The sequence below is a fragment of the Actinophytocola sediminis genome (genome assembly GCF_054779715.1).
Window position 1 is genome coordinate 54,443 of record NZ_BAAGXS010000079.1, and the last position, 24,306, is coordinate 78,748.

The following is a 24,306-nucleotide window of genomic DNA, read 5'->3' on the forward strand; positions in this document are numbered from 1 at the left end:
AAGACAAGGCTCGTTCAGGTGGAGGATTCAGTCGAGAAACCGGTTCCCGCACCAAGGACGGCGGCTTCGTACCCCGCTGGTGCGGGTCGGGTCACGTCGCTTCGCGGCGGGCCGTCGCGACCCGTGCAAGCGCCAGGCAGGCGAGGTCGGACGCGTCCTCGGCCGTCAGCCGCCGATCAACGACCAGCGCGACCAACCCGGTGTCCAGGCTCTCCCCCGCGTCGATGACGCACGGCGCGTCCCAGGCCAGCGACGGACCGGCACCGACATAGTCCGCGACTCGCACAAACCACGGAAGAGGCTCAGCGGCGGTGTCCTGCACCAGAACCACGGACGTCCACTCTCTGCCATACCGTCCACCGAACGCGACCCATGGCGAGTGGGAGCCATGCGCGAGCGGCCCTGCCACCGCGTCCGCGGCAAGCACTTCCGTCGAGTCGGCCGAGACCAGTCGCCAGAAGACGCCGCCGTAACCGGCGCCTGGTCGGCCTTTGAGCGCCGGGCTCGAGATCGTGGCACCGGTGGACGCGGTCAGCCGGCTGTGCCAGCCCAGTGCCCACGCCTCCGCCTCGGCGAGGATCACCCCGGTCAGTTCGCGCTCCTCCACCAGTTGCTGGCGATCGTGCTGGTCGGCCCAGGTGAGCGACTCGCGCAGGCGCGCCCCGCTCGCGTCGATGTCGATCCCCGTGCTGACCTGGCGCCCGTGGTTGCCAAGCAGCGTGGGCCCCTGACCTGGCAGGAACGTGCGACCGCCCCAGTAGGACGTGCCGTCGACGTCGGCCACGGCGAAGGAGACTCCGTAGTGGTTGCGGTGATCGACGGGGCTGACCTCGGTGAGGGCGCGCCCCGACAGGGAGCGCACCGGATGCAGGTACGGCCGCGGGCTGTGCACCTGCGGCATGGCGGTCCCGCCCGAGTACCGCGCAAGCGGCAGGTCGAGGCCTTCGAGTAGCGCACCGCCGGCGTCAGTCCGCCACCGCGCCCGGACGCCGTCGGCAACCCGCGTGCGCGCGGAGCCCACGGTGTCGGACGAGGGCACACCGAGCCGGCGAGCCGGGGGCACGGGCCCGCTGCTGGCTCGGAGCGTGAGCTCCGGCCGGATCAACTCCGGCTCCGTGGCGGCGTTCTGTCCCTCCCGTTCGATGACCTCCGCAAGTATCTCCCAGGCACGGCGTCCGAGATCGACCTGGGAGATGCTGGCCGTGGTCAGTGACGGCGTCGCGTAGCGGGCGAGCTCGATACCGTCGAACCCGGTCACCGAGATGTCGCCGGGAACGGCCACGCCGGTCTCGTTGAGCCTTGCGAGCAGGCCGAACGCGACGAGGTCGTTGAACGCCAGCACACCCGTCGCCCGGCTCGCCAGCACCTCGTCGCCGACCCGGTGGCCGTCCTCGATCGTGGATCCGGCCGCTACGGTTCGCACGCGCAGGAACGGGTGCCGCCGCACCGCGTCCGCCAGCGCCTGCGCGCGAATCTCGTTGGACCTCGCGCCCGGCGGCCCGGCAACATAGGTGAGATCCCGGTGGCCCTGGTCGACGAGATGGTCGACGATTGCCGTGATGCCGTGGGCGAAGTCAACGGCGAGCGTGGGCACACCGGCCACAGGCCGGTTCACCACGACGAGCGGCGTCACCTTGGGCAGCAGCGCGGTGAGTTCCGCCTCGGGCATCCGCGGACTGGCCAGAATGAGCGCGTCGCAGCGCAGCCGTGCCTCCAGCGCCACCTCCGCCTCATCGACCGCGTTCTCGGCGGTCTCGGCGACAAGGACGCGATAACCGCTCTCGACACCGGCCGCCATCGCCCCCCGCAGCAGTTGCTGGAACATCGGATTGCCGAGGTCGGGTACGACGAGGGCCACCGTATTGGTGCGCCCGAGCGAAAGACTGCGAGCGACATTGTTGGGGCGGTACCGAAGCTGGTCGACCGCGGCATGCACCCGCGCGACGATCTCGGGGGCGACGGTCGTCCTGCCGTTCATCACCCGGGAGACCGTCGCCCGGGACACCCCCGCCGCGACGGCGACCTCTCCGATGGTGCTGGTCCCCTTGAGCGATCCCACCACTACGCCGCTTCCTCCGCAGGTCTGCGACCGGAACCCCGGAGGGAAACCGGTTCCTCGTTGTTACCGTATCTGATGGCCAGCCCGGTTCCCACGCGCTTGGGACTCCGCGATGCGCCGGGCAGCCGCTGAGCTGGGCGACCGGGCTACCTTGATCCGAGCGGACACCTACCGGGCGGGACTGACCGAGTTCGGCGTGCCGGTGCTGGTGCACGAGCCTGGCTCGCATGCCGCCGCACGCCTGGTGGAACAGTTGTGCGATACCGGGCTGGTGCTGGACGTCCTACCCACTCCAGGGTTCGCCTTGTCCACAGCGGACTTCGCGACGTGGGTGGGTGACCGGAAACGGTTCCTGCTCGAGGACTTCTACCGTGACCAGCGACGCCGGTTCCGGGTGTTGCTCGAACCGGACGGTGAACCGGTCGGCGGCAGTTGGAACCTCGACAAGGAAAACCGGCAACGCCCGCCCAAGCAGTCCACACTGGACGTCCCCGCTCCGTACACGCCGCGGGAGGACGCGATCGACGACGAGGTGCGGACCGAACTCGACGAGTTGGCCGCACACGGACGGATAGCCACCGTCGGCGCCGACGGCCCCCGCCTGTTCGCCGCCTCACCCGCGCAGGCACGCCGCGCGCTGCGCCGGTTTCTCGACACCAGGCTGGCGACCTTCGGGGGCTGAACCGCCGGCCATTTTGTCAACAATTTTGGTTCAGCTATCCGCTGCGATCAGCCTCGTCCAGCGCGGCGATCACGCCGCGCAGGTGTGCCCTGGTCGTGGCCTCGGCCATCACCGGGTCGCCCGAGGAGATCGCCTCGATGATGGCGAGGTGTTCCGGCAGGGACACCGCGAGCCGTCCCGGCCGCATGGCGAGCGTGAACTGGTGGCGGACATTCTGCGCGCGCAACCGTTCCAGCAGCTCGCGCGCGGTCCGCTGGCCGCTGATCTCCCGCACCCGCTGGTGGAGCTCCTGGTTGAGCCGCGAGTAGCCGAGCACGTCGCCGGTGGCGACCGCGGTGTTCATCCGCTCCCCGAAGGTCGCGAGCTCGCGCACCTCGTCCTCGGTGGCGCGCTCGGCCGCCTTGGCCGCGCACAGGCCCTCCAGGGCCATCCGGACCTCGCTGATCTCGATCGCCTCGGCCAGGGAGACCGCGCGTACCCGCGCGCCCCGGTTCGGCACCCGCTCGACCAGCCCCTCGGCGGCCAGCGCCACCAGCGCCGAGCGGACCGCGGCCCGGCTCGCCGCCAGCTGATCGGACAGGTCGGCCTCGACCAGCCGTTGGTTGGGCACGAACTCGCCACGCACGATGGCCTCGCGGATCTGGTCGACCACCGACCGCGCGCTCTCGCTCACCGGCACACTCCGCCAAGATTGTCGCCAATTTTGTCGCAGCGCAGTGTACGGCCCGGAGGACTAGGTCACGGCCACCTGGCGCCGGTGGTGGCGTGGGGTGTCGATCTCGTCGAGCAGGCCGATGGCGAAGTCGGCGTAGGAGATGCGGGCGGCGGGGTCGCCGTGGGCGCGCTGGTCGTAGTGGCCGACGCGCTCGCCGTCGTGGTCGAAGTCGCCGGCGGGAGTGACGTACACCCAGTCCAGCGCGCCGCCGTCGGCCTGGAACACCGCGAACCCGGCGGCATGCGCCAGGCAGAATGGCCGGTGCTCGGCGGGGAAGTCGGGTGAGTCCAGCAGCCGGGTCCCGTCCGGGCCGGGCAGCAGCGTGGACAGCCCGATGGCGACGAGCCGGTCCACCCCGGCCTGGCGCAGGCCCTCGATGAGCGCCCGCGCGGCGCCGGGGAAGAACGCGTCCGGGTCGGTGCCCGCGCCGTACACCGCGGCCGCGTTGATCGCCGCGTCGTGCCCGGCCGCGAGCGCGGCGACGGCCGCCACGTCGGTGACATCGCCGGCCGCGACCCGCACGCCGTCGTCCGGCACACCGCGGTAGCGCGCGGGATCGCGCACCACCGCGGTGACCTCGTGGCCCCGCCGCCGCGCCTCGGCCACTGCCCGCTGTCCCGCCCGGCCACCGGCACCGAAAATCACGATCTTGCCCATCCGCGGAATACCTCCCGTTGAGTCGATGCTCTGGAAGGTAGCCAGCAGGGCGGTTACCACCTGGATACCAAGGGAGTCTCGATGACGCACCGGCAACCGCTGCCGTCCGACATGTTCGACGAGCTGTGCCCATCCTCGCTGGTGCCCTTCCGCTTCGGCGACAAATGGGCGGCGCTGGTCATGCGTTGCCTGGAAGGCGGACCGCGCCGGTTCTCCGAACTCCGCGTGCCGCTGCACCGCGTCACCCCGAAGGTGCTCACCCAGTCGCTGCGCGGCCTGGAACGGTCCGGGTTCGTCTCCCGAACGGCGCACCCCGGCCCGGCGCCGAGGGTCGAGTACGCGCTGACCCCGCTCGGCCGCGGCATGTTGGTGCCGTTGGCGGCCGCGTGCGCCTGGGCGGCCGAGCACTGGGACGAACTACTCGACGCCCAGGAGCGGTATTCGGCCGCACCCGGTGGCGGACACCGCTGACGGCTTACGACTGTTGCACCGCCGGGGTCGTGGGCACGGGCGTGCGCCGACGACGCCACCACCGCAGCGCCGGCACCCCGGGAATCGCCAGCACCAACAGGAACGGCAGCACCGCGCCGACCACGCGCAACGTCGCTCCGCCGAAGGCAAGGAACGCGCCCCACCCGTCGGACAGGCCGCCGATGAACCCGCCCGCCTGCTCCTCCTCCGGCGGGGGCGGCGGTGCGGTGGCGGACTTGCTGACCTCGATGGTCACTGTGGACATGGCGACCTGACCGGCCAGCGCCTGCTGGCGCTGGGTCAGCGACTCGAGCTCGGCCTCCCGGGTGGTCACCTCCTGCTCGATCCGCACGATCTCCTCCACCGTGCCCGCCCTGGCCAGCAGCGCGCGCACCCGGTTGACGCTGGCCCGCTGGGTGGCGACCCGGCTCTCCAGGTCGACCACCTGCTCGGTGACGTCCTCCGCGGTCTGGTCGCGGGAGACCACCTCCCCCAACTCGGACAGCTCGCCGAGTGCCCGGTCGAACCGGTCGGAGGGAATGTGCAGGGTGAGTGTCGCGGCCTCGGCCCGCACCTCCTCCCGGCCGGCGTAGCCGCCCTCGGTGCCGGCGATGCCCCGCGCCTGCTCGACGACCTCGCCGACCTCCTTGGCCGCCAACGAGATCGTCGCGGTACGCACCAGCTTTCGGTCCACCCCAGGCTGGTTGATCTGCTTGCTCTCCGCCGCCCGCGCATTGTCCTCCTGCGCGGGCGCCGCCGGGTCGCGGTCACCGACAGCGGCCCCTCCCGGTGTCCCCTGCTCGTTCGCGATCGCGCCGCTCGTCGCGCTGTCGGAGCTGCCGGTGCAGGCCGAGGCGAAAACAGCCGCGACGCCCAACACGAGTGCCATGCCGGCTAACCCGCGGTTGCGTTGTCTACCCAGTTTCATGCTCCGATAGACGGAACACCGGCCGGCCTCAGTTGCTCGGCCCCGATCACGAGTCGGCCTCGATCCGGCATTCACCGCACGATCCCGCGACCCGGAATGTCCACGTGCTGTGCGCCATTGTCCATGCGGCTGTCCTTAGCCTGAGGCCACCGCGTATGTCCACCTGAGCTGAGGAGGCCGGACAATGAGGCTACGTAACCGCGGCCCATCCGCCCGCTGGCGAACAACGGTCATCGCCGGGGTGGTCGCCATCGGCGCCGGACTGGTCGGCGTGGCGGGCGCGAACACCGCCGCGGCGGCCAGCGTCGACACCGGCGCCACCTACGTGTTCGTCTCCCGCCACAGCGGCAAGGCGATGGACGTGTACAACTGGGCGACCAACGACGGCGCCCCCATCGTCCAGTTCGCCCGCAACGACCTCGCGGTGCAGCAGTGGAGATTCGTGGACGCCGGCAGCGGGTACTACAAGATCAGATCGGTGCACAGCGGCAAGTTCCTGGAAGTGCCCGACGCCAACGACGGCACCGGCCTGGTCCAGACCGCCGACAACGGCAGCACCCGCCAGCACTTCCGCCTCGCCGACTCCGACAGCGGCTACGTGCGCTTCGTCAACCGGCACAGCAACAAGGCCCTGGACGTGTGGGAGTGGTCCACCGCGGACGGCGGCGTGATCGCGCAGTTCACCGATCTCGACGGGTGGAACCAGCAGTGGCAGCTGGCCACCGTCGGCGGCACCAACCCACCGCCCGGCACCTGGCCGACCCCGACCGGGCAGGTGTCGGTCAACGGCACGATCTCGGTGTCCGGCACGCTCGACGGCGGCCTGCGCCGCTACTGCTGCATCGGCGACGGCGGGCAGGAGGAGGACCAGGACCCGATGTTCCAGCTGGCCTCCGGCGCCACGCTGCAGAACGTGATCATCGGCGCCCCGGCGGGCGACGGCGTGCACTGCGCCGGCCCGTGCACCCTGCGCAACGTCTGGTGGGAGGACGTGGGTGAGGACGCGGCCACCTTCCGCGGCAGCGGCTCACCCAACTTCCTGGTCGACGGCGGCGGCGCCCGGGCGGCCTCGGACAAGGTGTTCCAGCACAACGGCCCCGGCACGGTGACCATCCAGAACTTCCAGGCGAGCAACTTCGGCAGCTTCTACCGCTCGTGCGGCAACTGTTCCAGCCAGAGTCAGCGCAACGTGGTCATCCGCAACGTCACCCTCACCCGGCCGGGCAACACCGTGGCCGGCATCAACACCAACTACGGCGACACCGCGCGGTTCTCCGGCATCACGATCGTCAACGACTCCGGCAGGGCCATGGTGATCTGCCGCAAGTACGTCGGCAACGACGACGGCGACGAACCGGACCAGATCGGCACCGGACCCGACAGCACGAACTGTCTCTACAGCTCGTCGGACATCACCTATCGCTAGCCGACCCACCCCGAGACCCGGCTGGGCCTTCAGCACGAGCTGGAGGCCCAGCCGGCCGGCTGACCAGGCCCTGACATGGCTACCGACATGGCCACTGACTTGGCCATTGACGCCGAGCGACGAATCGTTGACTATGGGCAGGCACTTACCTACTCACGAGTAGCCTTCAATGTCGCAGGAAGAGGTGCCATGTCTCGTCGCCTGTTCGCGTCCGTCACCGTGCTGGCCGCCGCCGCACTGAGCCTGGTCACGGCCGCCCCGGCCACCGGGGCGCAACCGCTGAACTACGTCGCACTCGGAGACTCCTACAGCGCCGCGTCCGGGGTGCTGCCGATCGCGTCCGGGTCGCCGCTGCTGTGCCTGCGCTCGGCGCGCAACTACCCGCACGTGCTCGCGGAGCGAACCGGCGCGACCCTGGTCGACGTGACCTGCGGCGCCGCCGAGACCAGCCATTTCACCGCCGCCCAGTACCCCGGCGTGCCGGCGCAGGTCGAGGCCCTCGGCGAGGACACCGACCTGGTCACGATGACCATCGGCGGCAACGACAGCGGCGTGTTCATCGGCGCCATCCTCGCGTGCGGCTCGGCGGGCATCGTCACCCTCGGCCACGGCAACCCGTGCCAGACGATCTACGGCTCCCGCTTCGAGGACACCGTCCGCAACACCACCTATCCCGCGCTGGTCGAGGCGCTGACCGCGGTCGTGGACCGGGCGCCCAACGCCGAGGTGGCCATCCTCGGCTACCCGTGGATCGTCCCGGAGTCCGGCGGCTGCTTCACCAGGATGCCCATCGCCACCGGTGACGTGCCGTATGTGCGGTCGCTGCAGGCCACCCTGAACGACGCCGTGCGCCGCGCCGCCGCCGCGACCGGTGCGACCTATGTGGACCTGAGCGCCGCCTCCAACGGCCACGACGCCTGCCAGCCCCAGGGTGTCCGGTGGATCGAGCCGGTCCTGCACACCACCAACCCGGTGGTCGTGCACCCCAACGCCCTCGGTGAGTCGAACATGGCCGCCACGACCAGTCAGGCGCTCGGCCTGGGCTGAGGCATCAGCGCCGGCCGCCGGTTCACCATCACCGGCAGGTTGGCGTGCTCGTCCCGCAGGCGGACTGTCGCCGCCTGCGGGTTTTCGCCGTCGATCCCAGCAGGACAGTCCGGCACCGGACGTACACCCGGGATCGACACCCTCCCGCCTGGTCCATCTGGGACTGTCCAGTGTGGTCACTGGAACGACCTGCGCATGTCGACGTGCGCCGTCGCCCGCTTGGCCATAAATTTGCTTATCCGCAGGCGGCGGGAGGAGTTCTCGGTGACCGAAAACCAGTACCAGCCGTGGATCGCGCGCCCGAACCAGCGGCCGTCGGTCGCGGCTGGTCGCATGTGGACCGGCGGGATCGCGACCGCCATCGTCGCCGCGCTGGTCGCGTTCGTCGGGGTGCTCAACATTCGCGGGGTGTTCGGCGTCGCGGTCATCGCCCCGGAGAACACCCCGGGCACGATCGACTACCTCGGCGCCATGTGGGTGGCCGGCTTCGCCGCGGGCGGCACGTTGCTGGCCACCGCGCTCGCGCACGTGCTCCTGCTGATCGCCCCGCGCCCGATGGTGTTCTTCTGGTGGATCGTCGGCCTGGTCACCGTGGTGCTGGTGGTCTGGCCGTTCAACCTCGCGGTCGCCGTCGAGGTGCAGGTGGCCAACGCGGCGCTCTACCTGGTGATCGCGGTCGCGATCAGCTCGTCGCTGGCCAGTTCGGCGCACGCCTCCGTGCGGCTGCCGCCCGATCACGGGTGGCAGGAACGCGGCTGGCGGGCCAGGAGCTGACCGGCTGGCCCGCCGGCCGCGCGGAGACGTGACGCGGAGTGATCAGGCGCTGCGGTAGGTCATGCAGTTCGCGTCGTGCCCGCCGGGACCCGGTCCGACCTTCACCGCCGAGGCGGTGCACTCGAGGTCCTTGTTGTGCTGGCAGTCGGCCCGAGAACATGCCCCTACCTGGGACAACACCTTCGGCAGGCCGCCCTTGGCGTCGAGCGGCACGAAGGTGGCGCAGTCGGCCGCCCCGTTGACCCCGCTGACGGTGATAGCGAACGCATGGCAGTCATGGTCGTCGTTGTAGGAACACGCCGTGACCGTACATTCACTGATGGCCGGCATTTCGGTGGTGGTCATTCACCGGCTCCTTTCGTGAGAAGCAGTTCGGAACGCCTGTCAACTCTCCCAGCGATGATCCGGTCCCGCAATTCGTCCAAAGAGGACCATCACCCGTTCGAGTGGTTTACCAGCCGCAGCACCGCAAATCGTCACGAAGCGGTCTCCGTGCTTACCAAACTCCGGTCAGGACGGTCGTGACCACGGAGGAGATCAACAAGTTGGCTGGTCCAGGATTTATTGGACGGCGAATCAGTGGAATTCACCGACCCCGTTCGCGCGCTGCGAACCGATGCGCGGAAATGATCGAACAGCACCCGGCCGAACCATTTCGCGACACAGTGTCATGGTCACGGCATGAGGAACGCATGGGCGACCTGTGAGCCGAGCACTGGCTGGTGCTCGCGACGGTGTCGACACTTCCATGACAAGGCCGCAAGGTCGAAGACCAGTCGAAAATCACTCAAGCCGAGGAGCCATCATGGCCGTCGCTATTGACACCACGCCCGCCACCGTCCAGCTGACCACGCTCGCCGTGGACGGCGGCCGACCCGACTTCCAGCACGTGTTGGTGATCGACGAGTTCGATCACTGGCACAACCAGCCCGACTCCCTGCTGTCGCCGACCTCGATCACCTGGAACGACGCGCTCCCCGTCGCCGGTCGTGCGGCGTGAGACCCTTACCGGGCCTTGAGTTCCCTGGTGAGATCGTTCACCGATGACTTGGCGTCGCCGAAGAGCATGCTGGTCGTCGGCAGGTAGTAGAGCTCGTTGTCCACACCCGCGAAACCGGGGTTCATCGACCGCTTGAGCACGATCACCGAGCGACTCCGGTCGACATCGAGGATCGGCATACCGTAGATCGGCGAGCCGGGATCAGTGCGTGCCGCCGGATTGGTCACGTCGTTGGCGCCGATGACCAACGTGACGTCGGTGTGGGTGAACTCCCCGTTGATATCTGACATCTCCTTCAGCTGGTCGTAGGGCACATCGGCCTCAGCGAGCAGCACGTTCATGTGGCCGGGCATTCGCCCGGCCACCGGGTGAATCGCGTAGTAGACCGCGATCCCCTTGGCCTCCAACGCGTTCGCCAGGTCCCGCACGGTGTGCTGGGCCTGTGCCACCGCCATCCCGTACCCAGGCACGATGATCACCTGGCGGGCGTATGCCAGTTGGATGGCCGCGTCCGCCGCGCTGGTCTGGCGGGCCGACCGGTGTCCGGCCGCGAGTGCCGGCGCGCCGGACGGCCCGTTCCCGCCGAACCCGCCGGCGACGATCGAGGGAATGGACCGGTTCATCGCCTTGGCCATCAGGTTGGTCAGGATCGAGCCGGACGCGCCGACGATCATGCCGGCGACGATCAACGCCGTGTTGTCCAGCGCCAGCCCCATGGCCGCGGCGCTCAGCCCGGTCGCCGCGTTCAGCAGCGAGATCACCACCGGCATGTCCGCTCCGCCGATCGGCAGCACCACCAGTACGCCCAATGCCGCGGTGGCCACCAGCAGCCCGATCATCAACAGCTCGGACCGTCCACCCGCGACGATCAGCACCGCGCAGGTGAGCGCCCCGAGCAGCAGCACGAGGTTGATCGGCTGCTGGAGCCGCCCGGCGCCGATCGGCCGGCCGGGAACGAGCTCCTGCAGCTTGCCGAACGCGACCGTCGACCCCCAGAACGACAGCGAGCCGATCGACGCGGCGAACAGCGACGCGATCGACACGTAGGCCACCTCGTGGGCGAACCCGTTGCTGTGCCGGAACTCCACCCAGGCGATCAACGCGATCGCACCGCCGCCGACCCCGTTGAACAACGCCACCATCTGGGGCATCGCGGTCATCCGCACCCGACGCGCCGCCGGCACGCCGACCGCGGTCCCGATGGCCACACCGAGCAGGATCAGCCACCAGTTGCCGAGGCCGGGGGTGAGCAGGGTCGCGCCGACCGCGACCGCCATGCCCAGCGCGGCCAACAGGTTGCCGCGCACCGCGGTGCGCGGACCGGTCAGCCCCATCAGCCCGAAGATGAACAACGCGAACGCGACGATGTACAGGCCCTGGATGACCGTCTCGTCCCGCACCCAGCTCATGGCCGCGCCTCGTCCGACTCGTCGACCCGCTTGGTCTTGAACATGCCCAGCATCCGGTCGGTCACCAGGAATCCGCCGACCACGTTCATGGTGCCGAAGGCGATCGCCACCACCAGCAGGATCTTGTTCATGGTGCCGTCCGCGCCGGCGCCGAGGACGATGAACCCGCCGAGCACCACGATGCCGTGGATGGCGTTGGTGCCCGACATCAGCGGCGTGTGCAACGTGTTGGGCACCTTCGAGATGACCGCGAACCCGACGAAGCCGGCGAGCACGAGTATGGCCAGGTTCTGCATCAGCATCCGACGACTCCTTCGGCGTACAGATCACCTTCAGGTGTAGCACGCCGATCCCCGGCTGGCACCCACCTCACGGGTGGAGATCCTTCGTCGTCGACGAACGTGGTTCTTCTCAGCCGTCCTGCAGGACGCCGAGCACGTTGCCGTCCGGGTCGGTGAAGGTGGCCACCAGGCGCCCGCCGCCGACATCGCGTGCCGGCTCCTTCACGGTGGCGCCCGCGGCGGTCACCTCGGCCAGCTTCGCCTCGATGTCGGCCACGTGCCAGTAGGCCACCGGCGAGGTCATGCCCTGGGACGATCCTCCCGGCACCAGCCCGATGTGCTGGCCCTCGACGTCGAAGCCGACGTAGTAGGGCCCGTCGTGCTGCGGCGGGATGCCGAGCAGCGCGGCGTACATCGCGCTGCTCGCGGCCAGGTCGGTCACCGGATGCAGCACGGTTCGGATTCCCTGGGTGGTAGAGCCAGTCATGCGCACTCCTGTGGTCGTCGGTCCAATCTGGACTGTCTGACGAGCACGGTAGTGCGGCGCCAGCGGATCCCGCTTCTTCAATCCTGACCGATCCGTCGGCGGCCGCCGTGGCGACCGCCGACGAATCCGTGGTCACCGCAGGGTGTAGGCCCTGATCACGGTCTGGTTGACCGTGTTGCCGTCCCGGTCGGTGGCCGACGCCCGCAGGGACACCGAGGACGCCCCCGCCGGGTGGTCGAGCACGGCCTCCTGACGCGAGGTGACCGGCACCTGGTGCCAGGTCTGACCGTCGTCGTAGGAGGCCTCGACCGTGACCTGTTTCGGCCGGTGCGTGGCGCCGGTCTGGTCCCGCACCCGCAGCGGGACGCGGAACTCGCCGGTCGGGGCGGTACCGTCGTCGTCGAGTCGGGGCAGGAACCGCACCACGTTCAACGGCAGCGCGGCCTGATCGTCGACCTGGGCGGACGTGAATGTCCACTCGGCACTGACCGAGGTGCTCAGGCCGTAGTCGGCGGCTCTGGTCGCCTCCGTGGTGAGCCGGTAGTCACCGGGCTCGGCCGGCAGGTCGGTGAAGTATCCGGCGCCGCCGAATGGCGACTCGCCGACCAACTCCGCACCGAGGTACAGCTTCGTCGAGCCGGACTCCGTGGCACTGAAACCGGCGTTCCCGTCGCCGTCGGTGAACAACGGGATGGTGGCCACGATGTCGTTGGCATCGCGGTAGACCCACGGGGCGTCCGCCAGGGGTAGGCCAGGACCGAACACCGGGTGGTTGAACCGGTCGTGGTGGGTGCTGCCGGGTTTGAAGGAGCGCAACGGTTTCTCGAAGGAGGCGATGTGGTTGAAGTCGGCGTCGGTGATCGCCAGTTCGGTCTTCCAGCGGACGTTGTCGGTGGTGACGTAGGTGGTCGCGGTGCCGGGAATCGTCGCGGTGTGCCCGATCGACACGGCCATCGTCGAGCCGGAAACGGACTGGGGCTGCCACATCGGTGTACCGCTGGTACTCAGTGGACTCCCGCCGACCTCCGTCCGCACGGTCGCGAGTTCGCGCTGCTCGACCACCTTGGTGAACCCGGTCGGGTACCGGTCGAAGAACCAGGCCAGCGCGTAGATCGCTTCGTCGGCCACCCAGGTGCCGTACAGCCAACTGGTCATCGACGTCCCCGGCAGCGGATCACCGATTTGCGCGGTCGATACGAGGCCGAGATCCCCAAAGATCAAGAAGCCGCCGGTGAAGGACGAGTTCTCGGTATCCATCTGGTAGGCGATGTCCGCGATGCTCGGGTCAGCGGTCCGCGGTGGGGTGACGCTGTTCGGCTTCGCGGCGGCGAGGTCGATCTCGAAGGTCTGGTCGCGGTCCAGCACGATGCCGGGCTGCACGACCTGCAGGAAGTGCTCGCCCTCGTCGGCGATCACCAGGTGGTCGACCAGATACCGGCCCTTCGGCAGGCGGATGGTCACCGAGCCGTCCTCGTCGACCGCGTCGTCCATCGTGTAGGTGTCCAACCCGACCACCATGGGGGCGTACAGCTCGACGGCATGACCGGGCGCGTCGGTGTAGTTCAACGTGAGGTTGTACTGCTCCTCCTCCCGAGTGATGCCGACCGGCGTGCGGGTCACCCTGCCGGTGGTGGACGTGGCCACGACCGTGCCGGAGTACGCGCCGTCGACCGGGCCGGTGCTCGGGTCGCCGGTGACCGTCACCTCGGCCGTGCCGCCGGCGGCGAGCGCGACCTCGTCGGCACTCAACGAGAACGCGTCGACCGGGTCGCCGTTGGGGTCGGTCGCGGTCACGGTGAGGTCGAGCGTCACCTCGGTCTCGCCGAGGTTGCGGTAGGTGAGGGTCCTGGTGACCGGCTCGTCGTCCTCCCTCGGCCAGGGCAGGATCCCCAGGCTGAGGCTGGACGGCTCGGTGACCACGGCGGCGTTCATGGCGCCGGCCACGTCGACCCGGCCGCTGCCCTGCTGGAACACCGACAGGTCCTGGGTGGGCGTGGCGGTGGCGGCGAGCGCGGCCTTGAGCCGCTGGCCGGTCCAGTCGGGGTGCTGCTGGGCGATCAGCGCCGCCGCGCCGACGACGTGCGGGGTGGCCATCGACGTACCGGACAGCGCCGTGTACCCGTCCTCGACGGGCGGCGCGATGGTGCCCGCGGCGTGCAGGGCGGCCACGATGTCCACGCCCGGCGCGGTGAGGTCGGGCTTGACCGCGCCGTCGCCGACGGTGGGGCCGGTGAGGGAGAAGTCGGCCAGCGCGTTCTCGCGGTCAACGGCACCGACGGTGAGTGCCGACGGGGCGCTGCCAGGGGAGGCGATGGCGCCCCGGTACCCGTTGCCGGCCGCGATCACGAACAGGACCCCGTGCTCGGCGGTCAGCGACTCGACCGCCTGCTCCAGCGGGTCGATCTCGGGGGTGTCGGCGCCGCCGAGGCTCATGTTGATGATGTCGGCCTCCTGCTCGGCGGCCCACTCCATGCCGGCGATGATCCACGAGTCGAAACCGGAGCCGTAGTCGTCGAGCACCTTCCCGTCCAGGATCTCGGCGCCGCTGGCGATCCCCCGGAACTTACCGCCGGACTTCGCCCCGGTGCCGGCCACGATCGACGCGACATGCGTACCGTGCCCGTAGTTGTCGACGGTATCCGGGGAGTCGGTGAAGTTCTGCTCGGCGATCTCCCGGTCAGCGAGATCCGGGTGGGTCTGGTCGACACCGGTGTCAAGCACCGCAACGCGCACCCCCTCCCCCGTCAGCCCGGCCTCCCAGGCGGCGGGGGCACCGATCTGCGCCGCGCTGCGGTCCAGGACGGCCGCGCGCTTGCCATCCAGCCAGACCCTGGTCACGCCGCTGGCCGTGGTGGCGACGGTGTCGCCGTCGGTCAGCGCCTCCCAGGTCGTGGTGTCCTTGGCCGCGGCCACCGCGACCCCGTTGATGCTGGGTAACGCGCGGGCGTCCCGTGCCAGTCGAGGCGCCGCCTTACCCGCCGGGTGGGTGACAATCAGCGGCACGGTGTCGCGGTGTGCGTCGTCGTAGCCGAATTCCACGAGCGTGGTGATGTCGAACAGTCGCCGGTCCAGTTGTCCGGTCGCGACGAGTTTTCGCGCGTCGTTGGGGATGACGTGGGTGTGGCCGCCGTAGGTGGATCGGGTGAACGTGGCGTTTTCGCGGTTCTTTCCTGGCGTTATCGAGATGCCGTTGGTGCCGTGCACGGTCACCCGGTCGCCGGTGATCAGGGTGACCGTGGAGCCGTCGGCTCTCGACGCCGCAACGGGTCTGTGCTCACCCGGGGGTGCCGCGCCGGCCGCCGGCACGGTGCTGAGCACCACCCCGAGGACCGCGACGCTGATCCCGAACCTGCTGGCGATACGCACTCGAACCTCCGCTTCGTCGGTTGTTGTGCGGAAAAAATTAGCTGGCGGACCTGTTGCGTGCCAACAACTATGAGAAATTCCGAATCCACGCAACCAAATCCGCGCCGGACGCGTTGTTCATATGGCGACAGCTGGCCTGGCGGCGCCAACACGGGCACCAGGACAGATGAGGCCTCGGCTCGCCGGAGCTGATGATCACCCGTTTGCGAGTCCGGTCATTCGTTCGTGGTCTCCAGGGTCCTTTCGGGGCTGCCGAACTCAATTGAGGTAGTGGTGGTGTCGAACGTGGGGAGTTGTCGATGAGTGTGGTTGCCGGTAAGCCCGTGGTGACCGTTCCGGTGGAGGGACACGACCGGCGACTGGCGGGCATGCGGCACGTGCTCCACGACCTGCTCGACGACGTGCTCGACAGCGGCACGACGTCGCTGGGTGAGTGCACCCGGCGGTTGGAGGAACAGCTCGGCCGGCGGTGGGGCGGGCACGCGGTGGCGACCTCCTCTGGCACCGACTCGCTGCACTTCTCCGTGCGCGCCGCGGGCATCGGCCCCGGTGACGAGGTGATCGTGCCGGACATGACCTTCGTCGCCACGGCGTTTGCGGTCAACGCCACGGGCGCGCTGCCGGTGTTCGTCGACGTCGAGCCGGGCAGTTGGCTGATCTCACCGGCGGCGGTCCGCCGGGCGATCACCCCGAGGACCAGAGCGATCATCGCGGTCCACCTCTACGGCCAGGTCGCGGAGATGGACGCGATCATGGCCATCGCCAAGGAGCACGACCTGGTGGTGGTCGAGGACTGCGCGCAGGCCCACGACGCCACCTATCGGGGCAGACCCGCCGGTTCGTTCGGGGACTTCGCCTGCTTCTCCCTGTGGGCGGGCAAGAACCTCGGCGGAGTCGACGACGGCGGTCTGGTCCTGGTCAAGGACGAGGACAACGTGCGGGCGGTGCGGCGCATGCGCAACCTCGGCCGCGACCGCGGCACCCGCCACCCGCACCACGGCTGGGGCGGCCGGTCCCGCCTCAGTGAACTCAACGCCGCCGTGCTGTCCCACCAGCTCACCCTGCTGCCGGCGTGGAACGAGCAACGACGAGTCATCGCCGACAGCTACGACAAGGCCTTCGCCGGACTGCCGCTGAACACACCGACCGCGCTGCCCCGAGGCGAGCACGTGTTCTACAAGTACACCCTGCACACCGAACGCGCCGGCGCGCTGGCGGAGCACCTGGCCGAGCGCGGGATCGGCACCGAACGCGTCTACCCCTTCCGGCTCGCCGAGCAGCCCGCGTTCGCCGCGCTCCCGCACCGGGCCGAGCCAACCCCGGTCGCCACGGAGAACAACCCCAAGCTGCTCAGCCTGCCGATCTACCCCGAACTCGTCGAGGAGGAGAAACACGCGGTCATGGCGGGCGTTACCTCGTTCTTCGACAGCACCGGCTGACCGCGCGCGAACGACATCGGCCGCACACCCTCGATTCCGGGGGTGTGCGGCCGATTCCGTGGTGTCAGGCCATCATCGCGTTGGCGGCGGAGGATTCGTCGTCACTGGTCACGTAGGTCTTCCAGGCGTCGTAGTAGGCCGCCCGGGTGATCACGCCGTCGGTGGCCAGCGTGTCGAACACGGCCGACGCGTGCAGCGGGTCCTGACCGAACCCCGCCATCAGGGAGGCGAACTCCACGCGGTTGAGCTGCCCGTCACCGTCGACGTCCACGTTGTCGAACTCGACATCGCAGGTCGGACCCCAGATGTCGTCGAAACGGGCCTCCCGGTCCGCCTGGGTGGCCATCGCGGCGTGGAACTCGTCCCGGTCGATCCTGCCGTCGCCGTCGGTGTCGACGTGCGCGACGAACCGCGCGAAGACCCGGCGGTACTGGACGCGCACCGCCTCGGCGGACCGCGCGTGCGGGTTGTCAACTCCCGCCTCGATCAGGGCTTCGGCGAGCTGGTCGAAGTCCGCACGCTCGATGGCACCGCTGCCGTCGTAGTCGAGCAGGTCGAACAGCTTGTCGTGCTTGGTCTTCAGCAAAGCGGTGGTCACCGGTTCTCCTCTGTTCTCGATCGGTCGTCCTGCCGTGGGAACTCGGGCGCACACCCGGATTCCCTTGCACACCAAGCAATTCTGACCACTCCAGAGCCGCTTCCCCTGGCACCACGCCCGACACGAACGGGTTACGTGACACGTCGAGCATTCGGCATCCGGAAGGCAATCGAGGGCCGACGACCGCCCCTGTCAGGTCACAACACCACGCGTCGATTGCCGTTGTCCTCAGCGGCGGAACTGGTCGTAGAAACCGGCTTTCAGGTCCACGACCGCCTTCTCGGTGTGCCGGAACACCGTCTGCTCCGCCGGCGACCCGAGTGCCTGCCACAGCCGCAGCCCCAACTGGTCGGAGTGCGTCGACGCCAGTGGTGAGCCCTGTTCGAGCGGGCGGACCTTCGCGTCGTGCACCTTGTGTGGCAGGTAGAACGTCGACCGGTCGCCGAGTACCGGGCCGATCCGCCGCCACAGCTCCTCGTACTCCACCGACACCAGCACCTCGCCCCAGAACCGGAGAATGGTGATCAGCCCGGTCACCGGATGCGCCCCCGCGCCCGCCTCGGCGATCAGCTCCAGCGTGCCGGTGATGGTCCGCAGCGTGCACAACGACGGCCGCGACCGCACCAGCGCGGCCATCGGCACCCCGACGCGCAGGATGTCCTCCTTCATCTCCTCCCGGTGCGACGGCGTGCGGCCGTCCTCGTCCGGGTACTCCTCGCGCAGGATCGCGCGGGCGATCCGCAGGCTCTGCTGGTCGGTCAGCAGGTCGATCGCGAGGTCGTAGGCCGGCGTGAACGCCAGGGACAGGAAACGGCGCTGGAGCAGCAGTTCGTGGAACTCCGCGTCAGTCAGGCGATCCGCCCGGCTGAGCACCGGATGGCCGCGAAACCGCGCGATCAGCTCGTCTTCGAACAGGTCCAACTCGTGCATCATCCCCACCTCACGGTCGAATTCGGTCCAGGTCGTGTTCCCAGGAGGCCGGGTTCACCGGATAGCCGATGTCCCACAACGTGTCCAGCTCCAGTTGGAACTGTTTGGCCAGCACGCTGTCCGCGCCGTCGAGCTCGAACTGCGGCGAGTCGATCGCCAGCTGGCCGTGCAGGAAGACACTGACCAGGTAGTGCTCGTCCGCGCGGTACACCGCGATCGAGGGCAGCGAGTTGTACACCTTCACCCTCAGGTGCGCCGCCCGGCGTTTGCGTTCGGCCACCAGCTCCTCCAGGATGCCGAGGCACTGCCGGACACCGTTGCGCACGTTGGTCTCCAGGTGGTTCACGCCCCTGGCCTTCAACGCGTCGTCGCGTAGTGCCGCGACCAGGGAGTTGGGGTACAGCAACAGGATCCGCACCTCGGCCCGCCGGTCGAGCGCCTCGGCGAGCGGTTCGCGCAGCCGGTGCAGGTTGGGAATCCAGGTGTTGAGTATCGTCACCTCGTTCGCCTCGCGGACGTAGCGGTTGAACGCCTCGTCGGTGAGCCGGGGATGCACCGCGACCAGCCCGGCATGCCGGTCATGCGCGAAACCCCGGTCGACCGCCGAGGTCAACGTGGTCAGCTTGCCGTCGATGGCGTCGAGCTTGTGGAAGCCGTCCAGCTCGAGAAGCAGCACGACGGTCACGCTGCTCAGCACCAACAGGGTGATCTTGGGAATCGCGCCGCCGGGGGCGATCGCGTCGAGCCAGCCGAGCATGTCGGCCAGCACGACGAGCACACCAAGGCCCGCCATGCCGAACAACCCGAGGCGCTCGGAGTTCCGGCGGAGGTTGACCAACGGCTGGGAGGTCATGTGAACAGGCCGATCACCTGGTCGTAGGCCAGGTAGCCGAACAGCGCCAGGCACGCGCCGAGCAACGCGTTGGACACCCACCCCGACCGCCTGACCGACGGCGCCCGGTCGGAGTTGAGCAACACCAACAACGTCCCGGCGAGGAAGGGCATGAACAACGCGCCGAGCGCGCCATAGGCGACGGTCAGCTGGAACGGCTGATCGAGGAACAGCAACGCCATCGGCGGGAACGTCAGCCACAGCACGTAGGCGCGGTAGGCGGGCGCGCGCTCGCCCGCCGCCCGCTCCGGCCGGTCGCGGAAGGTTCGCCACCAGTCGGCGAACAGCAGGCTGACGCCGTGCCACACCCCGATCACGGAGGTGAACGAGACCGAGAAGAACCCGACGAGGAACGGGATCCGCGCCCACTGCCCATAATCGGCGGCCAGCGTGTCGCCGAGGGTCAGCAGGCCCTGGTCACCGGTGACCACGTCATGCCCGGCGAGCAGCTGCGAGCCGACGATCAGCATCGCCACCACGAACACGCCGGTGGTGACATAGCCAAGCGCGTTGTCGGTACGCATCATCGGCAGCCACCTCGGCCCCCGCCAGCCCTTGGCGGTGGCCCAGTAGCCGTAGGCGGCCATGCTGATCGTGCCGCCGACACCGCCGATCAGGCCGAGCACGTAGACCAGTGAGCCGGCCGGCAACCTCGGCACCAGCCCGGCGCCGACATCCACGAGGTTCGGGCCGACCAGCACGGCGGTGCCGACCACGGTCACGAACATGACCCCGATGAACGCGGTCATCACCTTCTCCAGCACCGCGTACCGGCCGTACCAGACGAGCAGGAAACCCGCGATCCCGCACAGCATCGCCCACCACCGGACCGACAGCGCGGGAAACATCGCGTTCAGCGGCAGGCCGGAGGCCGACATGGCGGTCGCGCCGTAGACGAACCCCCACACCACGGCGTACGCGCCGAAGTAGACCAGCGCCCACCGGCCCAGCGTGCGCCAGCCGGCGAGGATCGTCTGCCCGGAGGTCAGCTGCCAGCGGCCGACGGCCTCACCGAGGGCGAGTTTGAAGGCGGTTCCCAGGATGACGGCCCACAGCAGGGTGTAGCCGTACTTGCTGCCGGCGACCATCGTCGCCACCAGGTCTCCCGCGCCGACTCCGGTCGCCGCCGCCATGATTCCGGGGCCGATCTGCCGGAGTCGTGCACGCCAACCCGCCGGCGTGGCCACCACATTGTGGTCTAGTTCACTCGACATGCCGGGAACGTAACCCCGGGTCCAGGTACGAACGGGCAGACTTAACGGTCGCTTAGGAAAGAGAGGCTCGCATGCGGGTGCTGGTCGTCGAGGACGACGACGGGATGGCGAACGCGGTCGTCGGCGCCCTGCGCGCGAGCAAGTACGTCACCGAGCGGGTCATCCGGGGCGAGGACGCGCTCACCCGCCACCACGACGCCGACCTGGTGCTGCTGGACCTCGGCCTGCCCGGCATCGACGGGTTCGAGGTGCTGCACAAACTCCGCCGGGTCGCGGCCACGCCGGTGATCGTGCTGACCGCCTACGGCGACGAACGCTCGGTGGTCCGCGCGCTGCACCTCGGCGCGGACGACTACCTGGTGAAACCGGTGCGGCTGGCCGAGCTGCTCGCCAGGATCCACGCGGTCACCCGCCGCGCGGCGCCGGCCACCGAGCCGGGAGTGGTGCGGGTCCGGGACCTGGAGATCGACCTGGACGCCCGCCGGGTCACCGCCGGCGACCGGGAGATCGACCTGACCACCAAGGAGTTCGACATCCTCGCGGTGCTCGCCCGCGAACACGGCGTCGCGGTGAGCCGGCAGCGCCTGCTGGACGTCGTGTGGGGCGACGCCTACCTGGCGAAGTCCCGGTCGCTGGACGTGCACCTGACCCAGCTGCGCGCCAAGCTCGACCGGCCGGGCCTGCTGGCCACGATCCGCGGCTTCGGCTACCGGCTGGCGGACTGACATGCGGCGCAGACTCATGCTGGTGCTGCTGGCGTTCGCGGTGGCCGCGGTCGCCGGGTTCGCGGTGCCGCTGCTGCTGTCCACCGCGGCCAACCGGACCCAGCGGTTCGTGCTGTCGCGCACGGCCGACGTCGCGCGGTTCGCCTCACTGGCCCGCGAGGACACCGGCCAGCTGGCCGCCGAGGTCCAGGCACACGTCGACCTCTACGGCGACGGGGTCGTGGTGGTGGACGCCCGGCGGCGGGCGGTGGTGGCGGCCGGGCTGACCGCGACCGACCCGGCGGTGGCCGCCGCGGTCGACGCCGCCCTGCGCAACCAGCCCTCCGCGACACCGGCCGAACTGCGGCCGTGGTCGTCGGGCACGGTGCTGTTCACCCAACCGGTCGGCACCGGGCCGAGCGTGTCGGGCGCGGTGGTGCTGCGCTCGGCGATCACGCCGGCGGTGGGCGACATCCGGGCCCAGTGGGCGGTGATCCTGGTCGGCGCGCTGGCCGCAGGCGGGGTGTGCGTGCTGGTGGTGCTGCGGCTGACCAGGTGGCTGGTGCGGCCCGTCGAGCAGCTCGGCGCCGGCGTGCACGCGGTGGCGCAGGGGCGGGAGCGCACCCATGTGGACCTGGTGGCCGGGCCGCCGGAGTTGCGGGGGCTGGCCGTGGAGTTCAACCAGATGTCCGACGCGTTGGCCGAGTCCGCGAACCAGCAACGCCAACTGGTCGCGGACGCGTCCCACCAGCTGCTCAACCCGTTGGGCGCGCTGCGGATGCGGATCGACACGCTGGCGGCCGGCGAGCCGGCCCACGACTCGCTGGTGACCGAGCTGGAACGGCTGGAGGCACTGTCGGCCGGCATGCTGGCCCTCGCCGCGGCCGACAGCGTGGCGACCGAGCTGGCCACCACATCGGCCGGCGCCGAGTGTGACGCCGTCGGCATGCTGGTGGAGCGGGTCGAGGCCTGGCACGAGGCGGCCGACCGGGCGGGCGTGGCGCTGACCGGGGTCGGCGCGCCACCGGCGTTGCCGGTGCGCCAGGCGGAGACGAGCCTGGCCCAGGTGCTGGATGTGGTGCTGGACAACGCGATCAAGTACGCCGGCCGCGGCGCGACCGTCCACTGGGGAGCCCACCGCGACGGCACGAGCGCGGTGGTGACCGTCGACGACGACGGCCCCGGTGTCCCGGTCGACGAGTTGTCCAAACTGACCGGGCGCTTCTGGCGCGGTTCCCGCAGACCCGCGCCCGGCTCGGGTATCGGCCTGGCGATCGCCGACCGGCTGATCACCGCCCACGGCGGGCAGCTCACGGTGTCCCAAGCGGACCGCGGCGGCCTCGCGGTGCGGATCACGCTGGTGCCGGCATGACTGGACTCCGATGTGGACGGCGCGCCTTTCTGCTGTTCGGGGCGGCGCTCACCGCGTCCTGCGCGACCACCGAGTACAACGGTCCACAGCGGACGCTGCGGATCGCGGCCGGAGAGTCCGGCGGGTTCTACAAGGAGTTCGCCGAGCTGCTGGCCCGCGTGCTGACCGAGGCCGAGCCCGGCCTGCGTACGGTGGCGCTCGAATCCACCGGGTCGATCGCCAACCTGGACCTGGTCCGGGCGGGCGAGGCCGATCTCGCCCTGGTGCTGGCCGACGCCGCGGCCGCCGCCAGCGCTGGCGATCCCCCGTTCACCGAGGCGGTGGCGGTGCGCGCGATCGGGCGGGTGTACGAGAACTACCTGCAGCTGGTGGTGTTGGCGAACAGTCCGATTCGGACAGTCGATGACCTCGCCGGGCGGCGGGTCTCCCTGGGGGCACAGGGTTCTGGCGCGGCGCTGACCGGTGACCGACTGCTCGTGGCGAGCGGGGTTCAGGCCGTGGTCGACCGTCACCTGCTCGACGACGCCATCGACAACCTCGCCGAGGGCCGGATCGACGCGCTGCTCTGGTCCGGTGGCGTGCCAACGCCCGCGCTGGCCGAACTGGACCGCCGGCGCCCGCTGCGGCTGGTCGACATCGGCGAGCACATCGACGCGTTGCGGGACGCCCACGGGCAGATGTACCGGCGGGTCACCGTGCCGGACAACGGATATGGGCACACCAGGCGGGTCACCACCATCGGGGTGCCGAACCTGTTGGTGACCGGCAACGAGCTGCCGGCCGACGTGGCCGACGCGGTCGCCAGGGTGCTGATCGGCCGCGCGCCCGAACTGGTGCCCGCGCAGGCGCTGGGCACCCAGTACCTCGACCGGCGGTCGCTGATCACCACCGCGCCGGTGCCGCTGCACCCCGGCGCCGCGGCGGCCTACCGCGACCTGCGCGGCTGACTCAGCCCACCTGGATCGCGACCGAGCCGAGCCGGTCGAACTCGGCCAGGAACCGGTCGCCCTGGTCCATGGGGACCGCGGCGTGCAGCGCGCCGGTCATGATCAGCTGCCCGGGTTCGAGCGGGACGCCGTGCCCGCCGAGGGTGTTGGCCAGCCAGGCGACCACCGCGACCGGGTCGCCGAGCGCCGCCGCGCCAGCCCCGGTGGCGACGATCTCGTCGTTGCGGCTGAACACCATGCCGATCAGCCGTGGGTCGACGTCCCTATAGGGCACGGCCCGGCCGCCGAGCACCACGGCGCCGTTGGACGCGAGGTCGGCGATCGTGTCGGCCAGGCCGATCCGCCAGTCCACGATCCGCGAGTCGACGACCTCCAGGCCGGCCATGACCTCGGCGATGGCCGCGCGCGCCTGCTCGATGGTCACGCCGGGACCGGTGAGGCCGGTGCCGAGCCGGAAGACGATCTCCGCCTCGACCTTCGGCGCGATGAACGCCGCGCGGCGAACCTGGTCGCCGTCGGCGTAGACCGTCGAGGCCAGCACGGGGCCGTAGTCCGGGGTGTCGACGCCGAACTGGCGCTGCATCGGGACGGAGGTCAGGCCGGCCTTGTAGCCGATGACCCGGTCGCCGTCGCCGAGCAGCATCGACACCAGTTCCCGTTGCACCGCATAGCCGTCGACCATGCCCATCGCCGGGTGGTCGTCGGTCAGGGGCGCGATCGGCACGCCGGCCGCCCTGGCCTCGTAGAGCGCCTCGGCCATCGCCCGATGAGTGTCAGACATGCGTACCTGCTCTCGCTGAGGATCAACCTCAGCTCTATACCACGGTGTCGTCGTCCACTTCACCCCTTTCCCTGCGCCGTTGGTCGTTTCCGCTGACCGGACACCGTTGCCGACCGCAGTAATATCG

Annotated in this window: 24 protein-coding genes; 10 read left to right on the top strand and 14 right to left on the bottom strand. The window is 69.9% G+C overall.

What is annotated here, in order from left to right; translation table 11 throughout:
* Window positions 1-91: 91 nt before the first annotated feature.
* Window positions 92-2,059 carry a DUF6807 family protein gene (locus tag ACYVIP_RS37045; RefSeq protein ID WP_460405093.1) on the bottom strand — a complete coding sequence of 656 codons (1,968 nt, stop codon included), beginning with the start codon at window positions 2,057-2,059 and terminating at the stop codon, window positions 92-94.
* 112 nt (window positions 2,060-2,171) lie between these two features.
* On the opposite strand from ACYVIP_RS37045, the gene ACYVIP_RS37050 reads away from it, so the two are divergent.
* On the top strand, window positions 2,172-2,741 hold the full coding sequence (locus ACYVIP_RS37050) for a cryptochrome/photolyase family protein (RefSeq protein WP_460405095.1): 570 nt from the start codon (window positions 2,172-2,174) through the stop codon (window positions 2,739-2,741).
* Between the two features lie 34 nt (window positions 2,742-2,775).
* Here ACYVIP_RS37050 and ACYVIP_RS37055 read toward each other — a convergent pair whose 3' ends face one another.
* Together ACYVIP_RS37055 and ACYVIP_RS37060 are read right to left on the bottom strand one after the other, a co-directional pair.
* Window positions 2,776-3,414, bottom strand: coding sequence for a GntR family transcriptional regulator (locus tag ACYVIP_RS37055; protein ID WP_460405097.1), 639 nt, complete (start codon window positions 3,412-3,414; stop codon window positions 2,776-2,778).
* Between the two features lie 60 nt (window positions 3,415-3,474).
* Window positions 3,475-4,113, bottom strand: a complete 639-nt coding sequence (locus ACYVIP_RS37060) for an NAD(P)-dependent oxidoreductase (protein ID WP_460405099.1) — start codon at window positions 4,111-4,113, stop codon at window positions 3,475-3,477.
* Between the two features lie 81 nt (window positions 4,114-4,194).
* On the opposite strand from ACYVIP_RS37060, the gene ACYVIP_RS37065 reads away from it, so the two are divergent.
* Window positions 4,195-4,584: a winged helix-turn-helix transcriptional regulator gene (locus tag ACYVIP_RS37065; protein WP_460405101.1), complete on the top strand. Its 390-nt coding sequence runs from the start codon at window positions 4,195-4,197 to the stop codon at window positions 4,582-4,584.
* A 4-nt stretch (window positions 4,585-4,588) separates the two neighbouring features.
* Here ACYVIP_RS37065 and ACYVIP_RS37070 read toward each other — a convergent pair whose 3' ends face one another.
* Complete coding sequence (locus ACYVIP_RS37070; protein WP_460405103.1) at window positions 4,589-5,473, bottom strand: DUF4349 domain-containing protein; 885 nt, start codon at window positions 5,471-5,473, stop codon at window positions 4,589-4,591.
* 223 nt (window positions 5,474-5,696) lie between these two features.
* On the opposite strand from ACYVIP_RS37070, the gene ACYVIP_RS37075 reads away from it, so the two are divergent.
* The 3 genes from ACYVIP_RS37075 to ACYVIP_RS37085 all read left to right on the top strand — a co-directional run bounded on the left by ACYVIP_RS37075 (window position 5,697) and on the right by ACYVIP_RS37085 (window position 8,759).
* The gene (locus ACYVIP_RS37075; protein WP_460405105.1) at window positions 5,697-6,938 is read left to right on the top strand and encodes a pectate lyase; all 1,242 of its coding nucleotides are present in this window, start codon (window positions 5,697-5,699) and stop codon (window positions 6,936-6,938) included.
* Between the two features lie 189 nt (window positions 6,939-7,127).
* Window positions 7,128-7,985, top strand: coding sequence for an SGNH/GDSL hydrolase family protein (locus ACYVIP_RS37080; RefSeq protein WP_460405107.1), 858 nt, complete (start codon window positions 7,128-7,130; stop codon window positions 7,983-7,985).
* Window positions 7,986-8,249: 264 nt separating this feature from the next.
* A complete protein-coding gene (locus ACYVIP_RS37085; RefSeq protein WP_460405109.1) occupies window positions 8,250-8,759 on the top strand; it encodes a DUF6069 family protein in 510 nt (169 codons plus the stop codon).
* 42 nt (window positions 8,760-8,801) lie between these two features.
* Here the strand turns inward: ACYVIP_RS37085 and ACYVIP_RS37090 are convergent, their stop codons facing one another.
* The gene (locus tag ACYVIP_RS37090; RefSeq protein ID WP_460405111.1) at window positions 8,802-9,104 is read right to left on the bottom strand and encodes a DUF1540 domain-containing protein; all 303 of its coding nucleotides are present in this window, start codon (window positions 9,102-9,104) and stop codon (window positions 8,802-8,804) included.
* 460 nt (window positions 9,105-9,564) lie between these two features.
* On the opposite strand from ACYVIP_RS37090, the gene ACYVIP_RS37095 reads away from it, so the two are divergent.
* Window positions 9,565-9,759 (top strand): hypothetical protein, encoded by a 195-nt coding sequence (locus tag ACYVIP_RS37095; protein WP_460405113.1) that lies wholly within the window; start codon window positions 9,565-9,567, stop codon window positions 9,757-9,759.
* Window positions 9,760-9,764: 5 nt separating this feature from the next.
* Here the strand turns inward: ACYVIP_RS37095 and ACYVIP_RS37100 are convergent, their stop codons facing one another.
* From ACYVIP_RS37100 to ACYVIP_RS37115, 4 genes are all read right to left on the bottom strand, one after another.
* Window positions 9,765-11,168 carry an NAD(P)(+) transhydrogenase (Re/Si-specific) subunit beta gene (locus tag ACYVIP_RS37100; RefSeq protein WP_460405115.1) on the bottom strand — a complete coding sequence of 468 codons (1,404 nt, stop codon included), beginning with the start codon at window positions 11,166-11,168 and terminating at the stop codon, window positions 9,765-9,767.
* Window positions 11,165-11,470, bottom strand: a complete 306-nt coding sequence (locus ACYVIP_RS37105) for an NAD(P) transhydrogenase subunit alpha part 2 (RefSeq protein WP_460405117.1) — start codon at window positions 11,468-11,470, stop codon at window positions 11,165-11,167. The genes ACYVIP_RS37100 and ACYVIP_RS37105 overlap by 4 nt, the downstream gene beginning before the upstream one ends.
* A gap of 109 nt (window positions 11,471-11,579) precedes the next feature.
* Entirely contained in the window at window positions 11,580-11,936 is a 357-nt protein-coding gene (locus ACYVIP_RS37110; RefSeq protein ID WP_460405119.1) for a VOC family protein, read from the bottom strand.
* Window positions 11,937-12,068: 132 nt separating this feature from the next.
* Complete coding sequence (locus ACYVIP_RS37115; protein WP_460405121.1) at window positions 12,069-15,302, bottom strand: S8 family peptidase; 3,234 nt, start codon at window positions 15,300-15,302, stop codon at window positions 12,069-12,071.
* Between the two features lie 299 nt (window positions 15,303-15,601).
* Here ACYVIP_RS37115 and ACYVIP_RS37120 point away from each other — a divergent pair, with 299 nt between their 5' ends.
* Entirely contained in the window at window positions 15,602-16,741 is a 1,140-nt protein-coding gene (locus ACYVIP_RS37120) for a DegT/DnrJ/EryC1/StrS family aminotransferase (protein ID WP_460405123.1), read from the top strand.
* 64 nt (window positions 16,742-16,805) lie between these two features.
* Here the strand turns inward: ACYVIP_RS37120 and ACYVIP_RS37125 are convergent, their stop codons facing one another.
* From ACYVIP_RS37125 to ACYVIP_RS37140, 4 genes are all read right to left on the bottom strand, one after another.
* On the bottom strand, window positions 16,806-17,339 hold the full coding sequence (locus ACYVIP_RS37125; RefSeq protein WP_460405126.1) for an EF-hand domain-containing protein: 534 nt from the start codon (window positions 17,337-17,339) through the stop codon (window positions 16,806-16,808).
* A 228-nt stretch (window positions 17,340-17,567) separates the two neighbouring features.
* The gene (locus tag ACYVIP_RS37130) at window positions 17,568-18,269 is read right to left on the bottom strand and encodes a hypothetical protein (RefSeq protein ID WP_460405128.1); all 702 of its coding nucleotides are present in this window, start codon (window positions 18,267-18,269) and stop codon (window positions 17,568-17,570) included.
* Between the two features lie 10 nt (window positions 18,270-18,279).
* Window positions 18,280-19,122, bottom strand: a complete 843-nt coding sequence (locus ACYVIP_RS37135; RefSeq protein WP_460405130.1) for a hypothetical protein — start codon at window positions 19,120-19,122, stop codon at window positions 18,280-18,282.
* Entirely contained in the window at window positions 19,119-20,375 is a 1,257-nt protein-coding gene (locus tag ACYVIP_RS37140; protein WP_460405132.1) for an Nramp family divalent metal transporter, read from the bottom strand. Before ACYVIP_RS37140 ends, ACYVIP_RS37135 begins: the two co-directional genes overlap by 4 nt.
* 71 nt (window positions 20,376-20,446) lie before the next feature.
* On the opposite strand from ACYVIP_RS37140, the gene ACYVIP_RS37145 reads away from it, so the two are divergent.
* From ACYVIP_RS37145 to ACYVIP_RS37155, 3 genes are read left to right on the top strand one after another with little or no spacing between them, the layout of a single operon-like run.
* Window positions 20,447-21,100: a response regulator transcription factor gene (locus ACYVIP_RS37145; protein WP_460405134.1), complete on the top strand. Its 654-nt coding sequence runs from the start codon at window positions 20,447-20,449 to the stop codon at window positions 21,098-21,100.
* Window position 21,101: 1 nt separating this feature from the next.
* Window positions 21,102-22,451 carry a sensor histidine kinase gene (locus tag ACYVIP_RS37150; protein ID WP_460405136.1) on the top strand — a complete coding sequence of 450 codons (1,350 nt, stop codon included), beginning with the start codon at window positions 21,102-21,104 and terminating at the stop codon, window positions 22,449-22,451.
* A complete protein-coding gene (locus ACYVIP_RS37155; RefSeq protein WP_460405138.1) occupies window positions 22,448-23,398 on the top strand; it encodes a TAXI family TRAP transporter solute-binding subunit in 951 nt (316 codons plus the stop codon). Before ACYVIP_RS37150 ends, ACYVIP_RS37155 begins: the two co-directional genes overlap by 4 nt.
* 1 nt (window position 23,399) lies before the next feature.
* On the opposite strand, the gene ACYVIP_RS37160 is transcribed toward ACYVIP_RS37155, so the two are convergent.
* Window positions 23,400-24,179: a 2-keto-4-pentenoate hydratase gene (locus ACYVIP_RS37160; protein WP_460405140.1), complete on the bottom strand. Its 780-nt coding sequence runs from the start codon at window positions 24,177-24,179 to the stop codon at window positions 23,400-23,402.
* Window positions 24,180-24,306 lie beyond the last annotated feature (127 nt).

Coding starts and splice junctions, on each gene's coding strand:
- ACYVIP_RS37050 (WP_460405095.1), top strand. CDS start 2,172: ATGCGCCGGGCAGCCGCTGAGCTGGGCGACCGGGCTACCTTGATCCGA.
- ACYVIP_RS37060 (WP_460405099.1), bottom strand. CDS start 4,113: ATGGGCAAGATCGTGATTTTCGGTGCCGGTGGCCGGGCGGGACAGCGG.
- ACYVIP_RS37065 (WP_460405101.1), top strand. CDS start 4,195: ATGACGCACCGGCAACCGCTGCCGTCCGACATGTTCGACGAGCTGTGC.
- ACYVIP_RS37070 (WP_460405103.1), bottom strand. CDS start 5,473: ATGGCACTCGTGTTGGGCGTCGCGGCTGTTTTCGCCTCGGCCTGCACC.
- ACYVIP_RS37075 (WP_460405105.1), top strand. CDS start 5,697: ATGAGGCTACGTAACCGCGGCCCATCCGCCCGCTGGCGAACAACGGTC.
- ACYVIP_RS37080 (WP_460405107.1), top strand. CDS start 7,128: ATGTCTCGTCGCCTGTTCGCGTCCGTCACCGTGCTGGCCGCCGCCGCA.
- ACYVIP_RS37090 (WP_460405111.1), bottom strand. CDS start 9,104: ATGACCACCACCGAAATGCCGGCCATCAGTGAATGTACGGTCACGGCG.
- ACYVIP_RS37095 (WP_460405113.1), top strand. CDS start 9,565: ATGGCCGTCGCTATTGACACCACGCCCGCCACCGTCCAGCTGACCACG.
- ACYVIP_RS37100 (WP_460405115.1), bottom strand. CDS start 11,168: ATGAGCTGGGTGCGGGACGAGACGGTCATCCAGGGCCTGTACATCGTC.
- ACYVIP_RS37105 (WP_460405117.1), bottom strand. CDS start 11,470: ATGCTGATGCAGAACCTGGCCATACTCGTGCTCGCCGGCTTCGTCGGG.
- ACYVIP_RS37110 (WP_460405119.1), bottom strand. CDS start 11,936: ATGACTGGCTCTACCACCCAGGGAATCCGAACCGTGCTGCATCCGGTG.
- ACYVIP_RS37120 (WP_460405123.1), top strand. CDS start 15,602: ATGAGTGTGGTTGCCGGTAAGCCCGTGGTGACCGTTCCGGTGGAGGGA.
- ACYVIP_RS37130 (WP_460405128.1), bottom strand. CDS start 18,269: ATGCACGAGTTGGACCTGTTCGAAGACGAGCTGATCGCGCGGTTTCGC.
- ACYVIP_RS37135 (WP_460405130.1), bottom strand. CDS start 19,122: ATGACCTCCCAGCCGTTGGTCAACCTCCGCCGGAACTCCGAGCGCCTC.
- ACYVIP_RS37140 (WP_460405132.1), bottom strand. CDS start 20,375: ATGTCGAGTGAACTAGACCACAATGTGGTGGCCACGCCGGCGGGTTGG.
- ACYVIP_RS37145 (WP_460405134.1), top strand. CDS start 20,447: ATGCGGGTGCTGGTCGTCGAGGACGACGACGGGATGGCGAACGCGGTC.
- ACYVIP_RS37150 (WP_460405136.1), top strand. CDS start 21,102: ATGCGGCGCAGACTCATGCTGGTGCTGCTGGCGTTCGCGGTGGCCGCG.
- ACYVIP_RS37155 (WP_460405138.1), top strand. CDS start 22,448: ATGACTGGACTCCGATGTGGACGGCGCGCCTTTCTGCTGTTCGGGGCG.
- ACYVIP_RS37160 (WP_460405140.1), bottom strand. CDS start 24,179: ATGTCTGACACTCATCGGGCGATGGCCGAGGCGCTCTACGAGGCCAGG.